This window comes from Yinghuangia sp. ASG 101, from assembly GCF_021165735.1.
Classification (GTDB): Bacteria; Actinomycetota; Actinomycetes; order Streptomycetales; family Streptomycetaceae; genus Yinghuangia.
On the sequence record NZ_CP088911.1, the window covers coordinates 7,844,789 to 7,868,979 of the forward strand.

Genomic DNA, 24,191 nt, shown 5'->3' on the forward strand with positions numbered 1-24,191 from the left:
CGACCGGGGCGAGGGAGGGCGGCCATGGCGACTGCGAGCACCGCGGGAGCGGGGCCCGGCCACACCGGGCCCGTCAGGAGCCGGCTGTCGAGGGTGTTCGCACGCGACCCCGCGGGGCTCAACTGGCCGCGCGCGGTGATGTTCCTCGACCTCGCGCTCGTCGAACTGATCGTGTTCTGGGCGATCGGCCACGAGGTGTATCTGCCGAGCGCGTTGTTCGGCCTGCTGTTCACGTGGCTCGACGACCCGGGCGGCGGTTTCGGGTACCGAGCGTCGCATATGGCGGTCTTCGCGCTGGTCGGCGCGGGGGTGACGGCACTCGCGTCCGCTCTGGGGGACGCGGCCTGGGGATGGCTGACGCTCGCCGCGTTCGCCGTCACCTTCGTCGCGGGGCTGGCGGCGGTGTTCGGCGTCCGCAGGTTCGCCACCGCCTTGCTGCAGAACACATGGTTCGTCATCGCCCTCGGGCTCGCGGTCGCCCTCGGTGATTCCTCGCATGTCTCCGGCCATACGTGGGCGCAGGTGCTCGCGTGGGCCGGCGGGTCGGCGCTGTGGATCGCCGTGACCTTCGCCGCGTGGCTGGTCCGCGGTCGTGGGATCCGCCCCCAGCCGATCGCGGAGATCCCCGGCGACACCACGCGGAAGAAGCCGACACCGCCGCTGATCGTGTTCGCCGCGATCCGTGCCGTGACCGTCGGCGCCACCGTCGCGCTCGCGTTCGGACTGAACCTGTCGCACGGGTTCTGGTTGCCGATCGCGGCCATCGTCGCGATGAAGCCGAGCCTCGAGCAGGCCGGGCTGGTATCCGCTCAGCGCCTCGCCGGCGCGCTGATCGGCGCGATCGCCGCCGGCCTGCTCCTGCTGGTGCCCGGCAGCGTCCACGGACTGCGGCTTGTCGTGACCGAGCGCGGCCTCGAAGTGGTCGCGCTCGTGCTGTTCATGCACGGAGTGGCGATCCGCTTCTGGAACTACGCGCTCTACACGGCGGCCATCGCCGCGGGAGCGCTCATCCTGGTGGACCTGCCGCAGCCCACCCAGCACGCCGCGGAGGGCTACCGCGTCCTGTGGACGTTGTGCGGCGTCGGCTTCGCCCTCCTGGTCCTGCTCCTCACCGGGGCGCTCGCCAGGCACGCCGCCAAAGCACCGCCACCGCCATCGGCCTGAAGTCCTCATGCGCCGAGGCCCGTTTTGTCCGCTACGGGAGGAGAATCGCTGGTGTGGGGTGAGGCGCCGACCACGCGTGGTGCGGGTGGAGGGGCGGCGGTGCCGACGCTCGGCCGTTCCGGCCGAGTTGGCCCTCACCGGCCCGGTGGTCCGCGGTCGACGACGGTACGAGCCGGACACGGGTCACACCGACGACCCTCGGGCGGCACCGGCACCGGCACCGGCACCGGCACCGCGTCGGTCGGCCGGGCGAACGCGGTCGGCCGGGCGGCGGGCGAGGCGAGCCGAGCAGACGGGAGTGGCGATGAGCGATTGGCGCTCGGCGGACGGCTGGGACCGGGTGCGCGCGTCCCTATGGTTCAGGCCGGCTCCGTGGCTGGTGCCCTTCGCGCTGATCGCGCTCGGGGTGCTGGTCAACATGCTCACGCCGCGCGGCGACGTCTTCACGGCGACGTTCGCCGCGGCTCCGCTGGTCGCCGCCGCGATGTGGTCCCTTCGCGGCACGCTGGCCGTGGGCCTCGTCTCCTTCTCCGTGCTGACGGTGCTGGTCTTCACCTGGGACCGGTTCGAGGGCTACGGGGCCGTGCTGAGACTGGGGACGGTCTTCCTCGTGGCGCTGCTGTCTCTCGCGATGAACGACGCGCTGCGGCGCGGCAACCGGAAACTCGCGTCCGCCCGGGCGATCGCCGAGGCCGCCCAGCGCGCGCTGCTTCCCGACCCGCCCGCCCGGGTCGGCGACGTGGCGATCGCGGTGCGCTACCGGGCCGGGCAGGCCGGTGCGCGGATCGGAGGCGACCTGTACGCGGTGCAGAACACGCGTTTCGGCGTACGGATGCTGGTCGGCGACGTGCGCGGCAAGGGCCTGCCCGCCGTCGGCACGGTCGCCGTGGTGCTCGGCGCGTTCCGCGAGGCCGCCGACCGGGAGGCCGGGCTGGCCGCCGTCGCGGAGTGGATCGACCACGCCCTCGAACGCGAGAGCAACCGGTCGCGGTGGTCGGAGCCGGCCGAGGAGTTCGTCACCGCGGTGCTGGCCGAGATCTCCGCGGGCACACCGGATCGCGTGCGGGTGGTCAACCGCGGCCACCCGGCGCCGCTGCTGCTGTCACCGGACGGGAGCGTGCGGCTGCTGGAGCCCCGGGTGTACGCGCTGCCGCTCGGGATGGACGTCCCGGGGGCGTCGCCGCCGGAGGCGCAGGACCACCCCCTGTCCGCCGACGCCCTGCTGTTGCTCCACACCGACGGCGTGACCGAGGCCCGGGACCCGGACGGCGTCTTCTACGACCCCGTGAAGAGCCTGAGCGGTCGGCGCTTCGAGGCCCCCGACGACCTCTTGGACGCCCTCCTCGCGGACCTGGACCGACACACCCGCCGACGCATCCAGGACGACGTGGCCATGCTCGCGGTGTCCCGCGGCACGTCACGCCGCCGCTAGACCTGCCCGCCCTGCCGCGACCGCCGGGGTTCGCCGGGTTCCCGGGCGCGCGCGTGTTCGTGGCCTCGGCGGGGGCGGTCAGCCGGTGAGGGAGGACAAGAGGTCCATCGTGCGCTGACGGGATCGGCGGCGGTCTTCGCCGACGGGGACGACGAACGCCTGGATGTCGGTGGCTCCGGCGTCGAGCAGGGCACGCAACCGCCGTGTGACGCCGGCCTCGTCGCCGAGGACCGCGGCGTCGGCGGGCGATCCGGCGCCGCCGATGTCCATGATGCGGCGGTAGTTGGGCAGGGACTCGTACACGGCCGCGGTCTTGGCGGTCGCCGCGCGGGCCTCGTCGAGGTCGTCGTGGACGGCGATGGGCAGTTGCGCGACGATGCGGGGCGCCGGGCGGCCCGCGGCGGACGCGGCGGCGTGCAGCCGGGGCGCGATGTGGGTTTCGACGGCTCGTGCGGACGCCATGAACAGCACGACGCCGTCGGCGAGTTCGCCGGCGACGCGGAGCAGCCGGGGGCCGAGGGCGGCGAGGAGCACGGGCACGGGACGCGCGGTGCGGACGCGGGCCCCGCGGGTGGTCCAGTCCTCGCTCTCGTACGTGACCTTCTCGCCGCGCAGGAGTCCGGTGAGGATGCGGACGTACTCCTCGGTGTTGCGGCCGGGGCGGTCGTACGGAAGCCCGTACATGCCGCTGACGAGGGGTTCGTGGGAGGGGCCGATGCCGAGGGTGAAGCCGGGGCGGCCCATCGCCTCGGCGACGGCGGCGGCGCGGTTGGCCTGCAGGAGCGGGTGGCAGGGGTAGGTCTGGAGGATCGCGGTGCCGAGTTCGATCGACGCGGTCTCGCGACCCGCGACCGCCATCGCGGCGAGCGGGTCGCCGAGGACGGTGCTGTCGTACCAGACCGAGCTGAAGCCGTCCTTCTCGGCCGCCTTGGCCTGCTCGACGAGTTGTTCGGTGCTCGCGGGTCGTCCTGTCAGGCCGATCCTCATGGGGCGGAGCCTTTCCTGGGAGGTCTTCGAGTGGTCGGGGCACGACCGGGGCGCGGGTGCGCGTGACGCGTCGCGGTGGATCCGCGGCGGCCTCGGGGGCGGGACGGCCGGCCTCAGCCGAACTTGCTCTCGGGGACGCCGCGCGCCCCGAGGCCGTGCAGGGTCAGGATCCGGCCGTCGCCCTCGGCGTCGTCGCCGCCGCGCGAAGTCACCACGAGGACATCGAGGTTCGGGCCCGCGAAGGCGACGCTGGTGGGGCTGACGGCGGGGACGGGAATGGTGCGCTCCAGGGTGCCGTCGGGGGCGTACCGGCGTACTTCGCCGCCGTGGTAGGCGGCGGTCCACAGGTGGCCCTGGTCGTCGACGGTGGTGCCGTCGGGGATGGCGCCGCCGGTGAATTCGGCGACGGTGCGCCGGTTGGTGGCCTCGCCGGTGGCGGGGTCGTAGTCCCAGGCGTACATGCGGCGCAGGCCGCTGTCGTTGCAGAAGAAGGTGGTGCCGGCGGCGTCGAGGCAGGGGCCGTTGGTGACGCCGATGGGGTCGCCGATGACGTGGACGCTCAGGTCGGTGTCGACGCGGTAGATGTTGCCGGTCGGAACCAGGCCTTCGGTCCGGCCGGAGGTGATGGCCGCGATGAGCTTGCCGTCGGCCATGCCGGTGATGAACCGGCCTTGGCGGTCGACGGTGCCGTCGTTGAAGCCGTAGCCCGTCCCGAGCCCGGGGTCGAAGACGAGGTCGGCCTCGCCCGAGTCGAGGTCGAACCGGTGGATCGCCGCTCCGGAGGTGACGATCGTTCCGCCGTCCTTGCACAGGCCGAGGGCGGAGAGGGAGTGGCCGGGGAACCGCCAGCTCCGCGACTCGCTGCCGTCGAGGGCGCATCGGTGGACGACCGCCTCGAACACGTCGATCCAGTACAGCCGTTCCGCGTCGACGTCCCACAGCGGACCTTCGCCCATCGCCAGCTTCGTCTCGGTCAGGATCCGTATCTCCACCGTGAACTTCCCCTTTGCTCTTGCCGGTTCGACGGGTCGCGTCGCGGTGTCAGGCGCCGACCGGCTCCTGGCCGACGAGCGTGGTGCGGTGCATGAGGCGCCGTGAGGTCGCCTCGAACGGCAGTGCGCGGTGGAGCATGCCGGTGTTGTCCCACATGACCAGGTCGCCGCGGCGCCACTGGTGCCGGAGGGAGAACTCGGGGCGGGTCGACCACGCGAGGAGGCGGTCGAGGAGTTCCCTGCCGCGGTCCTCGGGCCATCCGACGACGGTGTCGGCGGTCGCGCCGACGAGGAGCGATTTGCGTCCGTTGCGGCGCGTCCAGACGAGCGGGTGGACGCGGGTCGGGACGGTGTCCCACTGGGCGCGCTGCTTGTCGGTGGCGTCCGGGTAGGCGATGCGCTGCGCGGCGGCGAAGCTGTGGACCACCCTGAGGTCGGCGATCTCGGCCTTCTCGTCGTCGGAGAGCGCGTCGTAGGCGGCGTAGGTGTTCGCGAACTCGGTGTCCCCGCCCGCCGGGTCGACCTCGCGGGCGGTCAGCAGGGTCTGCTTCTGGGGCAGTTCGTCGGTGGCGCCGTCGATGTGCCACAGGAAGTTCCCGCGGCGGTAGCCGGCGAGGACGCTCTTGGCCGGGTCGAGCGTGATCGTGGCGATCTCGGGGTGCTCGCCCGGGTCGTTGACCTTGGGCACGACGACCTCGCCCAGCAGGCGGCTGAACGCGACCAGGTCCGCGTCGGCGATGTCGATGTGCGGGAAGACGACGACTCCGTGCAGATCCAGGGCCTCCTGGCAGGCGTCGGCGGCCTCCCTGTCGACGAGGGCCGGGCCGGTGAGCCCGGTGATCTCGGCGCCGATGTTCGGCGTGATCTTGGTCACGGTGGCGGACATGACTTCCTCCGACTCTCCGGTGCGCGGGGCTTGACGTTATACGTTCGTCAAACGCAAATATTAAACACACGCCTAAAAAATTTCCAGGCGCGTCCGAGACCGAGACACACCACACGCCCGGCACCACCGACATCGGCGGCCCGGGCGGCTGGTCACCGAGGAGGAGCACATATGGCGGGTCGACTGGACGGCAAGGTCGCGATCGTCACCGGAGCCGGGTCGGGCATGGGCCGCGCGAGCGCCGAACTCTTCGCCGCCGAGGGGGCGAAGGTCGTCTGCGCGGACGTCAGCGGCGCGGAGGAGGAGACCGCGGCGGGGATCGGCGAGGCCGCCGTCGCGGTCCACGTGAACGTCGCGGTCGGCGCGGACGTCGAGCGCATGGTCGCCGTCACCGAGGAGCGCTTCGGCCGATTGGACGTCCTGTTCAACAACGCGGGCATCGGCGGCCCCAAACTGCGCATCACCGAGCAGACCGAGGAGACCTTCGACTTCGTCCTCGGCGTGAACCTCAAGGGCGTGTTCTTCGGGATGAAGTACGGCATCCCGGCGATGCTCCGCAGCGGCGGCGGCTCGGTCATCTCCACCGCGTCGGCGGCAGGGCTGGTCGGGTGGCCCAAGAACGCCGTCTACGGCGCGTCCAAGGGCGGCGTCATCCAGATGACCAAGTCCGTCGCCCTCGACTACGCCACGAAGAACATCCGGGTCAACGCCATCTGCCCCGGCATGGTCTGGACCGGCCTCGTCCCCGACGCCGCCCACCACCCCGAGCCGCCCGCCGACGCCTTCCAACCCCCGCAGCCGATGAAGCGCTGGGGCCTGTCGCGCGAACTCGCCGCCGCCGCGCTGTTCCTCGCGAGCGACGAATCGTCGTTCGTCACCGGAGTCGCCATGCCCGTCGACGGAGGGTACGTCTGTGGCTGACCCGCGCCCGTTCCGCTTCGCGGTCCAGACCACCACCGCGACATCCGCCGCCGAGTGGCGCGACCTCGCCCGCCGCGTCGAATCCCTCGGCTACGCCACGCTGTTCCTCGCCGACCACTACATCGGCCCCGGCCCGGTCAGCACCCGCACACTCCTGCGCCCGCAGCACCTCGCGCCGATCGCCGCGATGACCGCCGCGGCGGCGTGGACGACCACCCTGCGCGTGGGCTGCCGCGTCTTCTGCGTCGACTACCACGTCCCCGCGGCACTCGCGAAGGAGGCCGCGACCATCGACCTGCTCTCCGACGGACGCCTGGAGTTCGGCATCGGCGCCGGCACCAACCAGGGCGAGTACGAGGCGATGGGCCTCACGTTCCACGAGGCACCCCGGCGGGTCACCAAGCTCGAGGAGGTCGTCGCGCTCGTCAAAGCGCACTGGTCGGGCGAGCCGATCGACGTCCGAGGCGAGCACGTCCGCGTCAGCGGCTACGCCGGGCTTCCGGTCCCCGCGCAACGGCCCCGCCCGCGCATCCTCATCGGGGGAGCCAAGAAGCGCGTGCTCTCCCTCGCCGCGCGCGAAGCCGACATCGTCAGCATGTCCAACGTCGGCTGGACACCCCGCAACGACGCGGGACTCACCCCCGCCGAAGAGGCGCGGCGCAGATACGCCGTCGTCCGCGAGGCCGCCGGCGCGCGCCTGCCCGACCTGGACCTGGAGAGTTCGCCGTACCTCGTCTCCGTCACCGACGACCCCGACGGCACACTCGACCGCTGGTCGGCGAACCTGCGCACGGCACTCCCCGAGGCGCAGCCGGCACTGCTGAGGGAGCACCCGAACGTCCTGGCCGGGTCACCCGAGGAGATCATCGACCGGTTGCACGAACGCCGGGAGACCACCGGCGTCAACTACATCACCGTCCCGCGCAAACAGATGGACGAATTCGCTCCCGTCGTCGCGAAGCTGACCGACCGGTAGCGCGCGGGCAGGGCGGCCTGCCGCGTTCGGCCGTGACGTCGCCGACCGCGCGGGTGCCCGGGGCGGGTGCCGGGTTCCGAAGTACCGGATGCCGCAGTGAGGTTGGCGGGCGCGGTCCGCCGGCACCAGGCGCGACGGCTGCGGTCGGCACCCGGCCATGCCCGACCGGACTCGGTCCGGATGAGGACCGCGCCGCGGCGGATCGCCACCGCTGCCGCCGCCCCACACCTCCGGAGCGTTCGTCCGGACCACCCGAGGCCGTACCCCCTACGATGTCGCGGCGGCGCGGTCGCCCCGGAGGCCGTTCGGCGCCGGCCGCACCCGTCGCGAAAGGCATCCGATGGCAGCACGCCGCCGTGTGGGCAGGGAGGACTCCGAGACCCGTGCGCGGATCCTGGAGTGCGCCGAACGACTCATGCTCGACGAGGGGTACGCCGCCATCTCCTACCGCACCCTGGGTGCCAAGGCCGGCGTGACGGGTGCGCTCGTCCAGTACTACTTCCCGACGTTCGACGACCTGTTCGCCACCGTGGTCCGGGAGCGCTCGGAACGCAGCCTGAACGAACTGGTCAAGGGCCTCGCCACGGACCGCCCGCTGCGTGCGCTGTGGAAGTACGCGAACAACAAGGAGGCCACGACGCTGACGGCGGAGCTGGTGGCCGTCGCCAACCACCGCAAGCGGATTCGCGCCGAGATGGCGCGGGCGGGGGAGGAGGCCCGCGCTCTCGTCCTGGAGGCCGTGACCCGCACCCTGCGCGGCCACGATCTCCTCGACGAGCCGATCTCCCCGGACGCGCTGGTGTTCCTCATCACGAGCACACCGCGCATGGTCGCCATGGAGGAGTCCACGGGAATGACGACGTCACACGCCGAGACGATGGCCTACCTCGAACGGCTGCTCGACCGCTTCGAGCCGCCGGACGACCGGCCGAACGCCGGTCCCCCGCACCACGGCTGACGGCCCGTCGGCGTCGGAGGCGTTCGTTCGGTCGTCGGTGTCGGCCCACCGTGTCACGGGATGAGGGCGATCTTGCCGCGGGTGTGGCGCTGTTCGAGGTCGGCGAAGGCGTCGCGGACGCGGTCGAGGGGGTAGGTGGCGGCGATCGGGACCTCGATCCGGCCGCTCGCCACGAGCCCGGCCATCTCGGCGAGAACTTCGCGGCGGGAACCGTCCGTGCTGCCCGCGGTCTTCGTGCCGTACCGCGCGGCCTCCTCGAACGAGATGATCGTCTCGATGCGCTCCGGCGGGATGCCGAGGTCGATGGCGAGGCGGACGTACTCGGGCCCGAAGAGGTCGATGAAGGCATCGATCCCCTGCGGCGCCGCCTCGCCGAGGTTCGCGCGGAGCCCGTCGCCGTAGGCGACGGGGGTGACGCCCCGGGAGGTCAGCCAGGCCGCGTTGGCGGGCGACGCGATGCCCAGGACCCGGGCGCCATACACGCGCAGCAACTGGACCGCGACGCTCCCCACGCCGCCGGCCGCGGCGGAGACCGCGACGGTTTCGCCGGGCTGCGGGGCCACGGCGTGGACGGCGGCCCAGGCCGTGCAGGCGGCGACGTAGAGACTGCCCGCCACGGCCCAGTCGAGGGCGTCGGGCTTGGGGATCAATTGGCTTGCCGGAACGGCCGCGTGGGTGGCGTGGCTGGAGCGCTCCCACGAGTAGCCGAGCACCGCGTCGCCGACCGCGAAGTCGGTGACACCGTCGCCGAGGGCGACGACGGTACCCGCGAGGTCGCTGCCCTGGCCCGACGGGAACGACGCGGGGAAGAAGTCGTGCAGCGCGCCGGCGCGGATACCGGCTTCGCCCGGATTGACGCCCGCGGCGCGGATCTCCACGAGGACTTCACCGGACGCCGGCCGCGGCATGGGGACGTCGGCCACATACAGGACGTCGCGGTCGCCATAGCGGTCGAAGCGCACGGCTCGGGCGTGCGAGGGAAGGGCGGGCATCTCGACGACTCCTCACGGTGAAGGCCTGGGGTGACGGGCGGAACGACCCGGGTGGTCGTGGGGACTCGGTTCCGGGCGGAGACCGGACGCTCCCGCCCGTCTCGGCCGTCGCTCCCGCGACCGCCGCTCTCGCGCCGTGCCGTTCCGCCGGCATCGCCGCGGCTGGTTCCCGCACCACCGGGCCGGAAACAGAGGCCCGCGGCCGACCCCGGCACCGACGTACCCCCGCGAGAAGGGGCCCGCGAGTTGCCGCCCCACCGGCTCTGGCCGCGCACCGCGGTCCGCGGCGCTCGGCCCGGGCGCGGACGGCCGTGGCGGGCTCGGCCGCCGTGTGCGCGGCGGTGCGCGCGTACCGGCCCGCCGCGGCGAGTTCACCCGTTCACCGCATTTCGCGGGGCGCGTCCGCGGGCCCGCGGCCTCTAGGGTCGCTCGCATGAGGCGCGGCCGAGGGAGCCCGCAGCCCGGCGGGGATCGCGGCACGTGGTCACGGCGCGGATACGTCTCGGTGGTCTGGTATCTGCGGGTCATCGCGTGCCTCAACCTCCTCGGCGCCGTGTGGGTGACGTTGGGAAACGACATCCGTCGGCACAACGACGACGAGTTCTTCACGCCCTACCTGCTGACCGCCGGATTCTTCTCGGGCGTGCTCTCGGCTTTTCTGGCGATCACGATGCGGCGGCGCAAACGCGCCGCGTGGATCCTCAACCTCGTCCTGTCCGGGCTGACGCTGGTGCTGACGGCCGCGGCCCTCGGGCTGCCGGTGTACCGGCAGCACCTCCGCAACTGGATCGCGGTCCTGCTGACCGCGCTCTTCGTCGCCGCGATGCTCGTCGGGCGGCGCGAGTTCCGCGCGAAAGGCGACCGATCCAACCCGAAACTCGCGGCGGCGGTCGGCGCGGTCGGGCTGGTCGGGGGGTCGTTGATCGCCGCGACGATGGTCACCGTGAGCAACACCAACCCCCATCCCGGGCGCTCCGACTTCCTGGAGCGCTGGCATTACGGGGTGCTCCGCATGCTCTCGCTCGCGTACGACGACATCCACTTCGAGGGCATCACGACCCCCGGCTGGGCCAAGGTGCTCATCAACCTGATGAGCACGGCACTGATCCTGTTGGTCCTGTACGCGGCCTTCAGGTCCCGCCGTCCCGTCGACCCGCAGAACGAGGACGACCAGCGGGAGGTACGCGCGCTGCTGGAGCGGCACGGCGACCGCGATTCCCTCGGCTACTTCGCCCTGCGCCGCGACAAGAGCGTCATCTGGTCGCCGTCGGGCAAGTCGGCCGTCACCTACCGCGTGGTCGGCGGGGTCTCGCTGGCCTCCGGTGATCCGATCGGCGACCCGGAGGCGTGGCCCGGAGCGATCGACCGCTGGCTGGCCCAGGCCGGTGAGCACGGCTGGACGCCGTCGGTGATCGGGGCGAGCGAGGAGGGCGGCACGATCTACGCCCGGCACGGACTGAACGCCCTGGAACTGGGCGACGAGGCGGTCGTCGACATCGGCGAGTTCACCACCGAAGGCCGCGCCATGCGGAGTGTGCGGCAGGCGTACAACCGTGTCGAGCGCGCCGGGTACACCGTCCGGATCAGCCGTTTCGAGGACATGCCGCCGGACGAGATGGCGGAGATGACCGCGTTGGCCGACGACTGGCGCGGCGGGGCGACGGAGCGCGGATTCTCCATGGCGCTCGGCCGCCTCGGCGATCCGCAGGACGGCCGCTGCGTCATGCTGGTCTGCCGTGACGCCGCCGGGCGGGCGCGTGCGCTGCTGAGTTTCGTCCCCTGGGGTACCGACGGGCTCTCGCTGGACCTGATGCGGCGTGACCGCGACTCGGACAACGGGCTGTTCGAGTTCATGGTGCTGGAGCTGATCCGGCGGGCGGGCGACTTCGGCGTCACCCAGCTCTCGCTGAACTTCGCGATGTTCCGCGCGGTCTTCGAACGCGGCTCGCGGCTCGGGGCGGGCCCGGTGCTGCGGCTGTGGCGCTCGCTGCTGATCTTCTTCTCCCGCTGGTGGCAGATCGAGTCGCTGTACCGGGCCAACGCGAAGTACCGGCCGATCTGGGAGCCGCGCTTCCTGCTGTACGCCCAGAGCACGGACCTGCCGCGGATCGCTCTCGCGAGCGCCCGGGCCGAAGGCTTCCTGGAGGCACCCGGACTGCCGAAGTGGCTGCACCGCCGACGCCTGGAGACCCGCCGTTGACCACGGTCGCCTCGTTCGCCCGGCGCGAGTGGGGGCCCCTCTACACGACCGTGCGCACGGCCCTCGCGACCCGGGGGTGGCGGGCCGTTCCGCTGACGCTCGCCTCCGTCTGCCTCATCGCGCTCTGCCAGATCCTCCAGGATCAGAGCTGGGGCTACCGTCTCGTGCGCGACATCGGCTACGTACGGGCCGAGGACCCCCTCTGGCTCGCTCTGCTCCGCACCCCGCTCTCGCTCTTCGTGCCCGCGCTCGAACTGCCCGTCTGGGGCGCGCTGGCGCAGGTCCTGCTCGTGTTCGGGATCGCCGAGATCACCCTGGGCCGGCCGTGGACCCTAGTCGTCGCCTACGTCTGCACCCTCGCCGGGACGCTCTACGCACGACTCGGCATCGCCGTCGGCCCCGGGGGCTTTCTCGGGCTGCCGGACTCGGACGCCCGGGTCGTCGACACCGGGCCGTCGGCGGCGGTCGCGGGGCTCGCGGTCTGCATCTGCGTGAGCATGCGGGCGTGGTTCACCGCGGGGTTGGTCGTGGTCGCGGCCATCGGCGAGGTGATCATCCAGGACAACCTGGCCGGCCGGGAACATATCGTGGCGATCGCCGCCGCGCTGGTGCTGTGCGGGGCGGCGGAGCTGTGGCACCGGCACCGGTCGGACGGCGGGAGCGAGGAGGAGAGCGGGGGGTGAGGTCGTCTCCGCGGGCTTGGCGGTCGGCCCGCGTACCGGTGCCCTTCCGGCGGCGGATCGGATCGCCCGTCCGTCGGCCTGTCCTCGGGGTGTTTCGTCGCCGATCGGCCTAGAGTCTGTCCCTGTGTCGCTGGGGATGGTGTGCGCCGTCGCCGCCGCGGTCTGCTACGGCACCGCCTCCGTCCTCCAGGCCGTCGCGGCGCGTGCCACGGACCCCGGAACCCGCGACGGGGTCGACCCCGCGCTGCTGCTGCGTGTTCTGCGGCAGTGGCGCTACGTCGCCGGACTGGCTCTCGACGGACTCGGATTCGTGCTCCAGATCGTCGCGCTGCGGTCCGTCCCCATCTACGCGGTGGGCGCGTGCCTCGCCGCCGGGCTCGCGGTCACCGCGGTGGTCGCCGTCCCGCTCCTCGGGGTCAGACTGACGCGTGCCGAAGGGGCGGCGGTGGCCGCGGTCTGCGCGGGGCTCGCCATGATCGCCCTCGCCTCCGGCGCGGAGGGCAACCGCGCGGGACCGCCCGCGCTGCGCTGGTCCCTGCTCGGGGTGGCCCTGGCCGTCCTCCTCGTCGGCGCACTCGTCGCCCGGCTCCCGGCGAGGCCACGCGTCCTGGTGCTCGGGCTCGCGGCGGGCCTGGGCTTCGGCGTGGTCGAGGTCGCGGTGCGCCTGATCGACTCTCCGGTCACGTCTCGGGTCTTCGGCAACCCCGCCCTGTACGCCCTCCTGCTCGGCGGCGGGACCGGATTCCTCCTGCTCACGACGGCGTTTCAGCGCGGCTCGGTCACGGTGGCGACGGCCGGCATGGTCCTGGGAGAGACCGTCGGCCCCGCGCTCGCGGGCATCGCGTGGCTCGGCGACCGGCCGCGCTCGGGGCTTCCGTGGCTGGCGGTCACGGGCTTCGTGGCGGCGGTGGCGGGAGCACTCGTCCTGGCGCGCTTCGGCGAAGCACCGAACGAGCCACCCCAGGCGCGGGCAGGCCGGAAAACGCACGAACAGGACCGATGACGAACGCGTCACCGCCGGAGCCGACCGCCTCACTAGCATGAGGCGACACCGGAGCGAAAGACCGTGGGGGAGCCATTTCCGAGACGCACGACGCCGTGCGACGTGCGGAAGCCACGTACCGTCACCTGGCTTTCGTCGAGTTCGGCGAGGACCTCGTCTTCGGACTCAACCTCGGCTTCTACCGGACCTTCGCCGTCCCCGAGATCGCCCGGGTCCTGGCCTCGACCGGCCGCATGACCCGGGAAGCCCCCCTGCGCGCCAAGGCGACCGGCAAGGCCATGTTCGGGCTCTTCCGCGACGGCCTCGACAGCGACGCGGCGGCCGAAGCTGTCGACGCGCTCAACCGCATCCACGCGCGCTGGCCCATCGACAACGACGCCTTTCTCTACGTGCTGGCGTGTTTCGACGTCGCCCCGATGCGTTGGTGCGACAAGTACGCCTGGAGGCCCACGACACCGGACGAGAAGAGCGCGTCGCACGTCTTCCACCGGCGCCTCGCCGCACGCATGGGGATCGTCGACGTCCCGGCCACGTGGGACGGATTCGCCCGCTGGATGGACGACTTCGAACGGCGCCGATTCGCTCCCACCGACGAGGCGGCGGAACTCTGGCGCGCCACGCAGGGAATCCTCGCCCACCGCTTCCCGCCGCGCCTGGCGCCTCTCGTCCGCGTCGCCGTCGACACGTTCCTCGACGACCCGCTGCGCCGTGCGCTGGGGGTGCGCCGCGCACCGGCCCCGGTCCGGGCCCTGGCCTCCGGCGGCATGCGCCTGCGCGCGTACCGCATCGGCCGGTCCCACGCGGATCCGCACTACCGCCCGAAACTGCCGTCCGCGTTGCGTGATGTCTAGTTGCGTGATGTCCGGGGCGACGTGCGTGCCGCGGCGCGCGGGCGAATGTCCGCGCGGCGCGGGGGAGGCGGGGCTTGTCCGATAGGGGCGTTAGCCTCGCGGGGGTTCGGACGGGAAGCAGGGGAGAGGGCCGCGCGTGGAGATCTGGACCGATGGCACGACAATTGTCCAGGCCTGTGACAACACCGGCGCCATAAGGGTGTTCACGTCCCGCGCGTGCACGGCACAGGCCGCGCCGGAACACCCCTTGTGGTGGAAGACGCCGCTCGCCGTCGATGCCGGGGCCGGGCGCATCTGGGCCAACGACCGGGTCGAGGAGTTCCGCCTCGACGACCTGGCACGCGTGACGACACACACGGACCGCGTCCTGCGGCTCGCCGCACTCGGCGACGGCCGACTCGCCGCCGTCCTGCCCGGCGGCCGGGACACCAAGGGCGTCCGCCTCGCCGTGGGCACGCCGGGGGCCTGGGAGCGCGAGGTCGTCCTGAACGACCTCCACGACAAACACCCTGTGACCGCGGGTCTCGCCATGACGGACGACGAACCCACGTCGCGGCACCTCGACGGCGATCCCACCCTCACCGCCACCGAACACGGCATCGTGGTCGCGGACGGGCGCCGCGGCGTGGTCGCGCACTTCACCCCCGACCTGGACCTGGTCGGCCTGTGGTACGCGGGCGGCATCGACGAAACCGAGCTGATCGGCTACGCCACCGACCAGGGCATCCTGACCACCGCCCGCTGGGCCGGGCGCGATTCGCTGATCTTCCGCCTGACCCCGGAGGGCCCGCGCGAACTGCTCGCCGAATACGCGGCGTTCGCCATGCCCGCGGACGGCGACCGCACGTGGGTCGTCGGCAACTTCGACATCCTGCTCCTGGACCGGGACGGCGGCACCCTCGCGACGGCGAACACCCCGAGCGGTCTCGTGTTGGCCGCCTGCGCCGCCGGGCGGCATTGCGCCCTGGGCACGGCGTCCTCGGTGACCCTGGTCGTCGCGGACGGAGACACGATCACCACGCGTACGCTGCCGACGGAGGAACTCGTCGACATCATCGGCGTGTTCCCGGACGCGCCCCGCGACGAGACCGCGCTGCTGAAGGCCACGTCGACGCACAGCCTCCGGCACGGCCACGCCTCCCACACCGCATCCGACGGCGAACACCACATCGTCGTCCGGGAAGTGAGGGTGGGCGGCGGCGACGACGTACGGGCGGCACTGCGCGCGGCCGGCGCCACCGCGGTCGAGTCCCGCCCACACACGGCCGACGGGCCTCGCCACCCCTGCTGTGAGGGTGCGGGGCGCTGAGCGGCTGAGCCAAGTCGGGGGCAGGTACGGGGAGTTGGGCGCGTCGACGGCGGTCGTCGGCGAAACGGCCGGGGGCACGCACTCACGGCATGTGACCCGGTGGGCGGCGGTCGGCGTCGAGCCGTCGCCCCGGGGCAGGTGAAGGGCAAATGCGCGGGACGCAAGGGGAGTTGGGGGCGCCACGGCATCGACCGCGCCGTGGCGCCGCGATGCCGGTGACGGCCGTCGGGCCCACCGCCCGCGGGGCACGCGCTCACGGCGTCCGCCCGGGGCGGCGGCGCGGATCGTGCGCTCCGTCGGTCGAGGCGGTGCGCGGCGGGCGCGGATCGATCAGGCCCGCGTCGTAGGCGACGATCCCGGCCTGCGTGCGGTTGGCGCAGTCGAGTTTGACGAGCAGCCGCGATACGTAGCCCTTGACCGTCGCCTCGCTCAGGTGCAGCCGTTCGGCGATCCGCGCGTTGGCCAGGCCCTCCGCGAGGCAGGCGAGGACGTCGCGTTCGCGTGCCGTGAGTGCGCCGATGCGGCCGAGTGCGCGCCTGCGTATCGCATCCTGCCCGGCGGACGCGGTGACCAGGCCGCGCGTCGCGGCGGGCGAGAGCACCGTGTGGCCCTCGTGCGCGACCCGGACCAGGCCGATCAGGTCCTCCGGCGGGGTGTCCTTGAGCAGGAATCCGGCCGCTCCGGCGTGCAGCGCGCGCAGCACGTACAGGTCGGGGTCGATGGTCGTGAGCACGACGACGCGTGGCGGGCGCGGGAGTTCGACGATGCGCTCGATCGCGGTGAGTCCGTCGACGCCGGGCATGTGCAGGTCCATGAACACCACGTCGGGTTCGAGCCGGACGACCGATTCGACGGCCTCGGCGCCGTCGTAGGCCTCGCCGACCACCTCGATGTCGGGTGCCGTGCCGAGGATGGTGCGCAGCAGGGTGCAGACCATGCGCTCGTCGTCGACGACAAGGACCCGGATCATCGCACTCCCGATGGTGTGTTCCCGGGTTCGCCGGGCCCGGTCCGCGCGGCCTTCGCCGAACCGGTGGCGCCGCCGCCGGTCGCCGTCCCGGACTCTACCGGCGTGCCGGTCGGCAGGTCCGCCGCGACGGCGAACCCGCCGTCACCGGTCGGCCCGGCGCGCAGTGTGCCCCCGACCGTCTCGACGCGCCGGCGCAGCCCGAGCAGGCCGGTGCCCTCGCCGGGGAAGACCATCTCGCCGGGCCCGGTGGGCCGCGTGTTGCGGACTTCGAGGCGCAGGCGGCCGTCGCCGTCGCGCAACTCGACGGCGACGCGGGCGCCGGGGGCGTGTTTGTGCACGTTGGTCAGCGACTCCTGGACGACGCGGTAGGCGGTGCGCACCACGACCGGGGACGCGGGCGGCACCGCGTCGGCGTCGAGCGCGACCTCGACGCCCGCGGCGCGGGATTCGGCGACGAGTGTCGTGAGGTCGAGTACGCACGGCCGGTCGTCGAGGGCGGAGCCGAAGCTGTCCTCACTGCGCAGGATGGTGACGAGGTTGCGGAGTTCCTCCATGGCCTGGCAGCCGACGAGGCGGAGGTCCTCGGCGGCCCGGCGCGTGCCGGCGTCGGGCGCGAGGGTGCGCAGCGCGCCGGCCTGCAGCACCATGAGGCTGACCCGATGGGTGACGACGTCGTGCATTTCTCCCGCGAGGCGGGCGCGTTCCTCCGAGCGTGCGTTCTCGGCGCGGAGTTCCTGTTCGCGTTCGGCGCGCTCGGCGCGTTCCTCGAGGGCCGCGATCAGGCGGCGGCGGGAGGCGACGTAGAGGCCGTAGAGCGCGGGGGCCAGGCCGATCAGGACGTTGCCGATCTGATCGGACGCGGTCACCAGGTCCCAGGGCCGGGCCCACAGGACGCTGAGGGGGACGACGGAGGCCCAGACCGCGCGGCGGTTCTCGGTGAACGCGCCGACCGCGTAGAGCGCCCAGGGCATGGCGACGGCCTGTTCCGGGACGGACAGCAGCCCGCAGCCGACGGCGACCGCGATCGGGTGGGTGCGGCGCCACACCAGGAGGAAGACGGACAGGAGTTGGGTGACCGCCTTGACGTACTCCATGCCGGCGATGTGCTCGTCGCGGTCGACCCAGGCGGCGATGCCGAACGCCACGGCGACCAGGAACAGGAAGCCGAGCGCGAAGACGCGGTCGAAGGTCCGCGGGCTCAGCGGCCATGTCCGGCGGATCCGGGCGATCGTCGTCCTGCTCATGGTCCCGCCTCCTCGCGGTTCGTCGCGGTCCGGCCGGGCCCGGTCCCCGGGGTTCCCGGAACCGGCGGGGACCGGGCCCGGCCGGTCGTCGCGGGCCCGGGCCAGTCCGGGAGCGAGCGCCCACACGCAGGCCCATACGGCGGCGCCGGACGCCACGCCGAGCATTCCCGTCATCCCGCCGCCGCTTCCCACCGCGCCCCCTGCCGTGTCCCGTTCCATTGCCGCCGCGGGAGGGTCCCCGCGGTGTGCCGTCGCGCCCGTGGCCTCAGGTGGTGTGGAGGGCGTCGAGTACCTCCATCCTCGCCGCCCGCCGGGCGGGCCAGGCCGCGGCCAGCATGCCGACGAGTGCGGCCAGGACGAGGAAGAGGCCCATCCGCTCCCACGGGACCACCGGGGTCATCTGGGTGGTGCCCTTGGCGGCGCGGACACCGAGGACACCGATCGGCAACCCGAGGGCCATGCCGAGGAGGGCGCCGAAGACGGAGATCATCACGGCCTCGATGCGGATCATGACGCGGACGCGGCGGCGGTCCAGTCCGATCGCGCGCAACATGCCGATCTCGCGCGTGCGTTCGAACACGGACATGGCGAGGGTGTTGACGATGCCGATGACCGCGATCACGATGGCCATGCCGAGGAGGCCGTACAGGAGGTTGAGCAACAGGTCGATGATGCCGCCGAGTTCCTTGCGGTAGTCGTCCTTGGACATGATCTTGACCGCGGGGTTGCCGCCGACGGCCGTCTTGAGGTTGCCGCGCATCGCGCCCTGGTGTCCGGCCGCCGCCTTCACGAAGATCGCATCGGCGAGCGGCCGGTCGAGGTGCGGCGTGAGCGCTTCGGTGGTCATGAGGGCGTCGCCGAGCAGCAGGTTCTTCTCGTAGATGCCGCCGACCGGGATGGTCGCGGTCTCGCCGTCGGGGAAGGCCACGTCGGCGAGGCTGCCGACCGTCCAGCCCTTGTCCTCGGCGCGCTGTGCGTCGACGATCAGCCCGGAGGCGAAGCCCTCCGGGCCGCCCTCGACGAATTCCGCGTGCAGCAGGTCCATGCCGGTCGCGGCGTCCATCGCGGTGACCTCGGTGTCCGTGCCGCCGATGCCGACGCGTGCGGTGAGGATCGGGGACACCGCCCGGACGCCGGGCGTCCCGCGGACCGCTTCGACCATCGCGTCGTCCATGGGGGTGCCGGAGACCATCTCGACGCCGTAGTCGGCGGAGATGCCGCGCAGCGCCACCCGGTCGAGTTCCTTCTTGAGGGAGGCCCCGACCACCGACAGCGAGGTGACCAGGATGAGTCCGACCATGAGGGCGGACGCGGTGGCCGCGGTGCGGCGCGGGTTGCGGACCGCGTTCTCCCGGGCGAGCTTGCCGCACGCCCCGAACAGCGCGGTGAGCGGACGGCCGAGCAGGCGCAGCAGGGGTGTGGACAGCAGCGGCACGAGCATGATGACCCCGGTGAGCGCCACGAACCCGCCGCCCATGATCATCACGAGGTCGCCGTCGCTCTTGTCCCCGAACCGGCCGACCCCGTAGACGACCGCGACGCCGAGGGTGACCACGAGCGCGCCGACCGTGTTGCGGACGCGCAGGCTCCTGGTGCCGGGCGGCAGGTCGCCGCGCAGGGCGGCGACCGGCGGGATCGACGAGGCGCGGTGCGCGGGGACCCACGCGGCGACGACGGTGACCACGACGCCGACGCCGAGCGCGGCGGCGATCGCGTGGGGCGCGAACACCACCGGGCCGGGCGGGAGTTCCGCGTCGATCGCGTCGAACAGCGCGCGCAGGGCCTGGCACAGGCCGATGCCGAGGGCGTAGCCGATGACGCCGCACACCAGGCCGAGTACGCCGGCTTCGATCAGGACGGCCCGGGACACCTGGCGGCGGGTGGCGCCGACGGCGCGCAGCAGCGCGAACTCGCGGGTGCGCTGGGCGACGAGCATGGTGAAGGTGTTGGCGATGATGAACGTGCCGACGAACAGCGCGATTCCGGCGAATACCAGGAGCGTCTGGGTCAGGCCCTTCGCGCCGCCCTCGATGTCGTTCCGCTGGTCCGCGCGCAACGCGTCGCCGGTCTTGGCCTCGGCCCCGCGCGGGGTGAGCGGTCCGACCGCGGCGAGCAGTGCGGCGTCGGTGGTGCCGGGGGCGGCGTGGACGGCGATGGCGCTGTAGATACCGGGTTCGCTGAACAGGGCCTGCGCGGTGGCCCGGTCGAACAGCGTGAGGGTGCCGCCGAGCCGGTACTGCGCGTCGTCGGTGGTGAAGATGCCCACCAGCACCACGTCGCGGACCGGGCCGTTGGCGACCACGCGGACGCGGTCGCCGGTCCGATAACCGGCGTCCTCGGCCGCGCGTTCGTCGATGGCGACCTCGTCGGGGCCGGTCGGTCCGTGGCCGCTGGTGAACCGGTACTTGGGGTCCCGGCCGTCGGTGCCGGGCGAGAACGTGGACCCGACGGTGTTGCGGCGGCCACCCATGCGGTCGCCGTCCCTGTCGACGATCGCGGTGAACCCCGCGTTGGTCGCGCGGACCGCGGAGACGCCCGGCAGCGCGCGGATCGTGTCGACGAGCGCTTCGTCGAGCCGGGGCACCTGGTGGTCGCGTTCGGCGTCCGCGGTGGCGTGCACGCCGACGGCGACGTCCTTCAGGTCGGTGGCGGCGGCCTTCCTGTAGCCGTCGGACACCGTCGCGCCTAGCGTGAGCACGCCGGACACGAAGGCGACGCCGAAGATGATCGCGACAGCCGTGAGCAGCAGCCTGAGCCGGTGCGCGACCAGATTGCGCACGGTCGTTTTCCACATGGGGGTTTCGTCCTCGGCGGGGTCGGCGGCGGTCGCGGGCAGCGCCGGTCGACCGGCCGGATGGCGGCGGTCGCGCGAACTGCGGTGCGGCGCCCGGCGCCTGCGATGGGTGAGTGGGGGAGGCGGCCGGCGCGGTGCGTGCCGGACGCGAAGACGGCTCCAGGCTCGCGGTCGGCGCGGTGCCGCCGGTAGCCCGGAACGGCTGCGGCGGACCCTACGAAAGTCGCGGGCGGTCGTCCCCGAGGAGGAGCGGCCGGTCGACGTCCGCGTGGGGCCGTCGGGCGGGGGAGGGGTGGTCGGCGCCGGGACAATCGCGAGGGAAAGTCTTTCCGCGTTCTTGACGTATTGATGACGTCGGTTGTGTTCCGCGCCATTGACGCGGAATGCCGCACGGTGTTTTGGTTAGCCTCCCCTAATTTTTTCCCCGTGTGTCCTTGCCGTGTGCCGGGCCACCGCGCGGCAAGGAGCCCCGATTTGTTCGCCAACTACCTGATAGGTCTGCGCGAGGGCCTGGAGGCGGCCCTGGTCGTCAGCATTCTCGTGGCCTATCTGGTCAAGACCGGGAACAGGCACCGGCTGCCGCCGATCTGGGGCGGTGTCGCCGTGGCCGTCGCACTCAGCCTGGCATTCGGCGCGATTCTGGAGTTCACGTCGGCGGAGATGACCTTCGAGCAGCAGGAGTTGTTCGGCGGCTCGTTGTCGATCGCCGCGGTGGGCCTGGTCACGTGGATGGTCTTCTGGATGCGGCGCACCGCGCGGCACCTGAAGGCGGAATTGCAGGGCAAGTTGGACGCGGCCCTCGCCATGGGGACCGGGGCGCTCATGGTGACCGCGTTCTTGTCGGTCGGCCGCGAGGGGCTGGAGACCGCGTTGTTCGTGTGGACGGCGGTGCGCTCCGCCGACCAGGGCAGCGATCCGCTCATCGGGGTCGCGCTCGGCATCGTGTCGGCGGTCGTGCTCGCGTACTTCTTCTACAAAGGCGCGGTGCGCATCAATCTCGCCAAGTTCTTCGTCTGGACGGGCGGCGTGCTCATCGTCGTGGCCGCCGGAGTTCTCGCGTACGGCGTCCACGACCTTCAGGAAGCGGACTTCCTGCCGGGTCTTCACAACCGCGCGTTCGACATCTCCGACACCGTCGATCCGACGAGCTGGTACGGGACGCTGCTCAAGGGAATCTTCAATTTCCAGCCCGACCCGACCGTCCTGCAGTGCGTTGTGTGGATCGCCTATCTGGTGCCCGTCATGGCGGTGTTCCTGCTCCGGCAGCCGAAGGGACGGGAGCGCCCCGCGGTCGTCGGCCGCGAGAATCAGGCGAACAGCGCGCTGCCCCAGTAGTCTTCCGGCCCACGGACCCCGGGCGGACAGGCGAAGAGTGCCGAACCGACGTGCTGGATGTATTCGTTCATGGCGTCGTGGGCGGACAGCTTTTGCTGGAGCGGAATGAATCCGCGCCGGGGGTCGTGCTGGTACGCGAGGAAGAAGAGGCCGGCCTCCAGCCTCCCGAGCCCGTCCGATCCGTCGACGAAGGAATAGCCGCGCCGGAGGATCGTGGCGCCGTCGTTGCTGTCCGGGTGTGCCAGGCGGACATGGGAGTCCTCCGGGAGGGCCCGCAGCGGAACGTCGTCGTGCTCGCGCGTGGCGCCGTACGGTGCGCCCTCGCCTTTGTCGCGCCCGACGACGTCCTCTTGCTCCCCGAGCGACGTCCGGTCCCAGGTCTCGATGTGCATGCGGATGCGGCGGGCCACGAGGTAGGAGCCGCCGGCCAGCCAGCCGGCTCCGGCCTCTTCGGGCACCCACACGTGGTCCGCGAGGCGCCGCGTCTCCGTGCCCGCGATGTTGCGAGTGCCGTCCTTGAAGCCGAAGAGGTTGCGCGGGGTGTGGGCCTCCGGCGTCGTCGAGGACGTCTTGCCGAAACCGAGCTGTGACCACCGCACCGCCACGGTGCCGAACCCTATGCGCGCGAGATTGCGGATCGCGTGGACCGCCACCTGCGGGTCGTCCGCGCACGCCTGCACGCAGATGTCCCCGCCGGACCGCGCGGCGTCGAGGCTGTCGCCGGGGAAGGACGGCAGCTCGACCAGCGCCTCGGGGCGGCGGGCGGCGATACCGAAACGGTCCCCGCCGTCCTTGGTGAACAGGGACGGACCGAAGCCGATGGTGAGCGTCAGGTTGGCCGGAGGGAGGCCGAGCGCTTCGCCGGTGTCGTCCGGCGGTGCCTCGGCGATCCCGCCGACGGCGCCCGTGCCGACCGGCTGCCCCTGCGTCATCGCGCGCGCCGCGGCCGTCCACTGCCGCAGCAGCCTCACCAGCTTCGCGCGGTCGTCGGTGAGGACGTCGAACGCGACGAAGTGCAGGCGGTCCTGGACGGGTGTCGCGATGCCGGCCTGGTGGTCCCCCTCGAACGGCACGGCACCCGTGCCCGACCCGGACGAACCGTCGTCGTCTCCGCCGGAGGTGACCGCGGCGGCCACGCCTCCCGCGGCGGCGGCACCGACCGCGAGCGCGCCGCCCGTCCACCCGATGAGCGTGCGGCGGGAGACGTCGCCCCGCCCGGGCGACGGGTCGGCGTCGCTGTTCTGTGGCTCCCCCGTCATGTGGGAATCCCTTCGGTGCGCATCTGTGCGTGGCGGTGCTTCGCGGTGTTCTCGGTGTACTTCGGTGCGCTCAGGAGGCGATCGCGGCGGCGAGCCGGGAGAGCGGTTCCGCGAGCGCGTTCACGGCGTCGGAGAGCTCCTTGCGCTGTTCGTCGTTGACCGTGTCGTACGCGACGTATCCGGACCCCTGGCGGTACTTCGCGAGCAGTTGGTCGATCGCGACGAACTCGGCGGTGAGGGTGGCGTCCAGCTCCGGGTCCTTCTCCAGGACGACGGGCTTGAGGAGTTCGAACGCCTTCCGGGCGCCCGCGACGTTGCCGTCGAAGTCGACCAGGTCGGTGTGGCTGAAGAATTCCTCCTCGCCGGTGACCTTGCCCGTGGCGACCTCGTCGAGAAGCTCCTTGGCCCCATTGGCGATCGACGTCGGGGTGATCTCGGCGGTGCCGATCTTGGCCTGCAAGTCCTTGTAGTCGGCCAGCAATTGGTCGGCGTACTTGTACTCCTCGGGAGCGACCTGACCGGTCGTCCACAGGGCCTTTTCCAGCCGGTGCCAGCCGGTGAACTCCTGGCCGGGTTCGAGATCGGCCTCGCGGGCGTCCATTTTCGGGTCGAGGTCGCCGAAGCTCTCCGCGACCGGCTCGACGCTCTCCCAGCCGTAGCGCGAACTCGCGTACAACTCCTTGGCCTTGGCCGCGTCCCCGGACTTCACCGCGGCGGTGAACTGCTCCAGGGTCGGAAGCGCGGTGTCGACCTGGCTCTGCACGTACGCGCGGTAATCGGCGACGGCCTTCGCCAGGCGCGGGTCCAGGGGCTTTTCGGAGGAGACGCCGGCCACGGTTATGTCCTGGCGGATGCCATCGCCCTTCATCCCGGGCTTGCACGCCACCTGGTACTTCCCGGGCTTGATGTCGAACGTGATGTCGGCGGAGATGCCGGGGCCGATGTTCTCGCGCTCGGTGACGATGCGGTCGCCTTGGGCGTAGACGTAGACCTCGGTGATCTGCTTGCCCTTGTTGGTGACCTTGAGGGTGTTCTTGCCGGCCGTCCAATCCGTCTTGGCCACTTCGCATTTCCCGTCGGAGGCGCTCACCTTGATGGTGTCGGCGCCCGAGTCGCTGCTGCATGCGGCGAGTGCCGGGATTCCGAGCAGGGCGGCTCCGGCCATGGCGGCGACGGTGCGGCGGGCGGCAGGCATGGGAACGCTCCAGCGAGGCTATGGCGCGGCGGGGACGGGC

Annotated in this window: 20 protein-coding genes; 11 read left to right on the top strand and 9 right to left on the bottom strand. The window is 72.3% G+C overall.

Annotation, left to right across the window (positions count from 1 at the left end; all coding sequences use genetic code 11):
* Positions 1–24: 24 nt before the first annotated feature.
* Together LO772_RS33625 and LO772_RS33630 are read left to right on the top strand one after the other, a co-directional pair.
* Positions 25–1,164, top strand: coding sequence for an FUSC family protein (locus LO772_RS33625; protein WP_231775812.1), 1,140 nt, complete (start codon positions 25–27; stop codon positions 1,162–1,164).
* Between the two features lie 304 nt (positions 1,165–1,468).
* The gene (locus LO772_RS33630; protein WP_231775813.1) at positions 1,469–2,596 is read left to right on the top strand and encodes a PP2C family protein-serine/threonine phosphatase; all 1,128 of its coding nucleotides are present in this window, start codon (positions 1,469–1,471) and stop codon (positions 2,594–2,596) included.
* Positions 2,597–2,674: 78 nt separating this feature from the next.
* On the opposite strand, the gene LO772_RS33635 is transcribed toward LO772_RS33630, so the two are convergent.
* The 3 genes from LO772_RS33635 to LO772_RS33645 all read right to left on the bottom strand — a co-directional run bounded on the left by LO772_RS33635 (position 2,675) and on the right by LO772_RS33645 (position 5,461).
* Positions 2,675–3,583: a TIGR03564 family F420-dependent LLM class oxidoreductase gene (locus LO772_RS33635; RefSeq protein WP_231775814.1), complete on the bottom strand. Its 909-nt coding sequence runs from the start codon at positions 3,581–3,583 to the stop codon at positions 2,675–2,677.
* Between the two features lie 113 nt (positions 3,584–3,696).
* Positions 3,697–4,575, bottom strand: a complete 879-nt coding sequence (locus tag LO772_RS33640; RefSeq protein WP_231775815.1) for an SMP-30/gluconolactonase/LRE family protein — start codon at positions 4,573–4,575, stop codon at positions 3,697–3,699.
* A 49-nt stretch (positions 4,576–4,624) separates the two neighbouring features.
* Entirely contained in the window at positions 4,625–5,461 is an 837-nt protein-coding gene (locus LO772_RS33645) for a TauD/TfdA dioxygenase family protein (protein ID WP_231775816.1), read from the bottom strand.
* A 171-nt stretch (positions 5,462–5,632) separates the two neighbouring features.
* Between LO772_RS33645 and LO772_RS33650 the strand changes: the two genes are divergently transcribed.
* From LO772_RS33650 to LO772_RS33660, 3 genes are all read left to right on the top strand, one after another.
* Positions 5,633–6,382: an SDR family NAD(P)-dependent oxidoreductase gene (locus tag LO772_RS33650; RefSeq protein ID WP_231775817.1), complete on the top strand. Its 750-nt coding sequence runs from the start codon at positions 5,633–5,635 to the stop codon at positions 6,380–6,382.
* Positions 6,375–7,358 carry a TIGR03621 family F420-dependent LLM class oxidoreductase gene (locus LO772_RS33655; protein ID WP_231775818.1) on the top strand — a complete coding sequence of 328 codons (984 nt, stop codon included), beginning with the start codon at positions 6,375–6,377 and terminating at the stop codon, positions 7,356–7,358. Before LO772_RS33650 ends, LO772_RS33655 begins: the two co-directional genes overlap by 8 nt.
* A gap of 340 nt (positions 7,359–7,698) precedes the next feature.
* A complete protein-coding gene (locus LO772_RS33660; RefSeq protein ID WP_231775819.1) occupies positions 7,699–8,316 on the top strand; it encodes a TetR/AcrR family transcriptional regulator in 618 nt (205 codons plus the stop codon).
* Positions 8,317–8,369: 53 nt separating this feature from the next.
* Here LO772_RS33660 and LO772_RS33665 read toward each other — a convergent pair whose 3' ends face one another.
* The gene (locus LO772_RS33665) at positions 8,370–9,308 is read right to left on the bottom strand and encodes an NADP-dependent oxidoreductase (RefSeq protein WP_231775820.1); all 939 of its coding nucleotides are present in this window, start codon (positions 9,306–9,308) and stop codon (positions 8,370–8,372) included.
* A 433-nt stretch (positions 9,309–9,741) separates the two neighbouring features.
* Between LO772_RS33665 and LO772_RS33670 the strand changes: the two genes are divergently transcribed.
* From LO772_RS33670 to LO772_RS33690, 5 genes are all read left to right on the top strand, one after another.
* Positions 9,742–11,508: a phosphatidylglycerol lysyltransferase domain-containing protein gene (locus LO772_RS33670; RefSeq protein ID WP_231775821.1), complete on the top strand. Its 1,767-nt coding sequence runs from the start codon at positions 9,742–9,744 to the stop codon at positions 11,506–11,508.
* Positions 11,505–12,191, top strand: coding sequence for a hypothetical protein (locus LO772_RS33675; RefSeq protein WP_231775822.1), 687 nt, complete (start codon positions 11,505–11,507; stop codon positions 12,189–12,191). The genes LO772_RS33670 and LO772_RS33675 overlap by 4 nt, the downstream gene beginning before the upstream one ends.
* Before the next feature lie 136 nt (positions 12,192–12,327).
* Entirely contained in the window at positions 12,328–13,194 is an 867-nt protein-coding gene (locus tag LO772_RS33680; RefSeq protein ID WP_231779808.1) for a hypothetical protein, read from the top strand.
* Between the two features lie 95 nt (positions 13,195–13,289).
* Positions 13,290–14,045 carry an oxygenase MpaB family protein gene (locus LO772_RS33685; protein WP_231775823.1) on the top strand — a complete coding sequence of 252 codons (756 nt, stop codon included), beginning with the start codon at positions 13,290–13,292 and terminating at the stop codon, positions 14,043–14,045.
* A gap of 136 nt (positions 14,046–14,181) precedes the next feature.
* Positions 14,182–15,354 carry a hypothetical protein gene (locus LO772_RS33690; protein ID WP_231775824.1) on the top strand — a complete coding sequence of 391 codons (1,173 nt, stop codon included), beginning with the start codon at positions 14,182–14,184 and terminating at the stop codon, positions 15,352–15,354.
* Positions 15,355–15,607: 253 nt separating this feature from the next.
* Here the strand turns inward: LO772_RS33690 and LO772_RS33695 are convergent, their stop codons facing one another.
* From LO772_RS33695 to LO772_RS33705, 3 genes are all read right to left on the bottom strand, one after another.
* Positions 15,608–16,324: a response regulator gene (locus LO772_RS33695; protein WP_231775825.1), complete on the bottom strand. Its 717-nt coding sequence runs from the start codon at positions 16,322–16,324 to the stop codon at positions 15,608–15,610.
* The gene (locus LO772_RS33700; RefSeq protein ID WP_231775826.1) at positions 16,321–17,568 is read right to left on the bottom strand and encodes a sensor histidine kinase; all 1,248 of its coding nucleotides are present in this window, start codon (positions 17,566–17,568) and stop codon (positions 16,321–16,323) included. The genes LO772_RS33695 and LO772_RS33700 overlap by 4 nt, the downstream gene beginning before the upstream one ends.
* Before the next feature lie 265 nt (positions 17,569–17,833).
* Positions 17,834–20,362, bottom strand: a complete 2,529-nt coding sequence (locus LO772_RS33705; protein ID WP_231775827.1) for an ABC transporter permease — start codon at positions 20,360–20,362, stop codon at positions 17,834–17,836.
* 474 nt (positions 20,363–20,836) lie between these two features.
* Between LO772_RS33705 and efeU the strand changes: the two genes are divergently transcribed.
* Positions 20,837–21,697, top strand: a complete 861-nt coding sequence (gene efeU, locus LO772_RS33710; protein WP_231775828.1) for an iron uptake transporter permease EfeU — start codon at positions 20,837–20,839, stop codon at positions 21,695–21,697.
* Here efeU and efeB read toward each other — a convergent pair.
* Together efeB and efeO are read right to left on the bottom strand one after the other, a co-directional pair.
* Positions 21,670–22,956 carry an iron uptake transporter deferrochelatase/peroxidase subunit gene (efeB, locus tag LO772_RS33715; RefSeq protein ID WP_231775829.1) on the bottom strand — a complete coding sequence of 429 codons (1,287 nt, stop codon included), beginning with the start codon at positions 22,954–22,956 and terminating at the stop codon, positions 21,670–21,672. The genes efeU and efeB overlap by 28 nt on opposite strands.
* A gap of 70 nt (positions 22,957–23,026) precedes the next feature.
* Positions 23,027–24,151 (bottom strand): iron uptake system protein EfeO, encoded by a 1,125-nt coding sequence (gene efeO, locus LO772_RS33720; protein WP_231775830.1) that lies wholly within the window; start codon positions 24,149–24,151, stop codon positions 23,027–23,029.
* Between the last annotated feature and the right edge of the window lie 40 nt (positions 24,152–24,191).

Bases quoted from the DNA above. Each gene is read 5' to 3' on its own strand.
- LO772_RS33630 (WP_231775813.1), top strand. From the start codon at position 1,469: ATGAGCGATTGGCGCTCGGCGGACGGCTGGGACCGGGTGCGCGCGTCC.
- LO772_RS33665 (WP_231775820.1), bottom strand. From the start codon at position 9,308: ATGCCCGCCCTTCCCTCGCACGCCCGAGCCGTGCGCTTCGACCGCTAT.
- efeB (WP_231775829.1), bottom strand. From the start codon at position 22,956: ATGACGGGGGAGCCACAGAACAGCGACGCCGACCCGTCGCCCGGGCGG.
- efeO (WP_231775830.1), bottom strand. From the start codon at position 24,151: ATGCCTGCCGCCCGCCGCACCGTCGCCGCCATGGCCGGAGCCGCCCTG.
- LO772_RS33660 (WP_231775819.1), top strand. From the start codon at position 7,699: ATGGCAGCACGCCGCCGTGTGGGCAGGGAGGACTCCGAGACCCGTGCG.
- LO772_RS33645 (WP_231775816.1), bottom strand. From the start codon at position 5,461: ATGTCCGCCACCGTGACCAAGATCACGCCGAACATCGGCGCCGAGATC.
- LO772_RS33650 (WP_231775817.1), top strand. From the start codon at position 5,633: ATGGCGGGTCGACTGGACGGCAAGGTCGCGATCGTCACCGGAGCCGGG.
- LO772_RS33635 (WP_231775814.1), bottom strand. From the start codon at position 3,583: ATGAGGATCGGCCTGACAGGACGACCCGCGAGCACCGAACAACTCGTC.
- LO772_RS33680 (WP_231779808.1), top strand. From the start codon at position 12,328: ATGGTGTGCGCCGTCGCCGCCGCGGTCTGCTACGGCACCGCCTCCGTC.
- LO772_RS33700 (WP_231775826.1), bottom strand. From the start codon at position 17,568: ATGAGCAGGACGACGATCGCCCGGATCCGCCGGACATGGCCGCTGAGC.
- LO772_RS33705 (WP_231775827.1), bottom strand. From the start codon at position 20,362: ATGTGGAAAACGACCGTGCGCAATCTGGTCGCGCACCGGCTCAGGCTG.
- LO772_RS33670 (WP_231775821.1), top strand. From the start codon at position 9,742: ATGAGGCGCGGCCGAGGGAGCCCGCAGCCCGGCGGGGATCGCGGCACG.
- LO772_RS33695 (WP_231775825.1), bottom strand. From the start codon at position 16,324: ATGATCCGGGTCCTTGTCGTCGACGACGAGCGCATGGTCTGCACCCTG.
- LO772_RS33625 (WP_231775812.1), top strand. From the start codon at position 25: ATGGCGACTGCGAGCACCGCGGGAGCGGGGCCCGGCCACACCGGGCCC.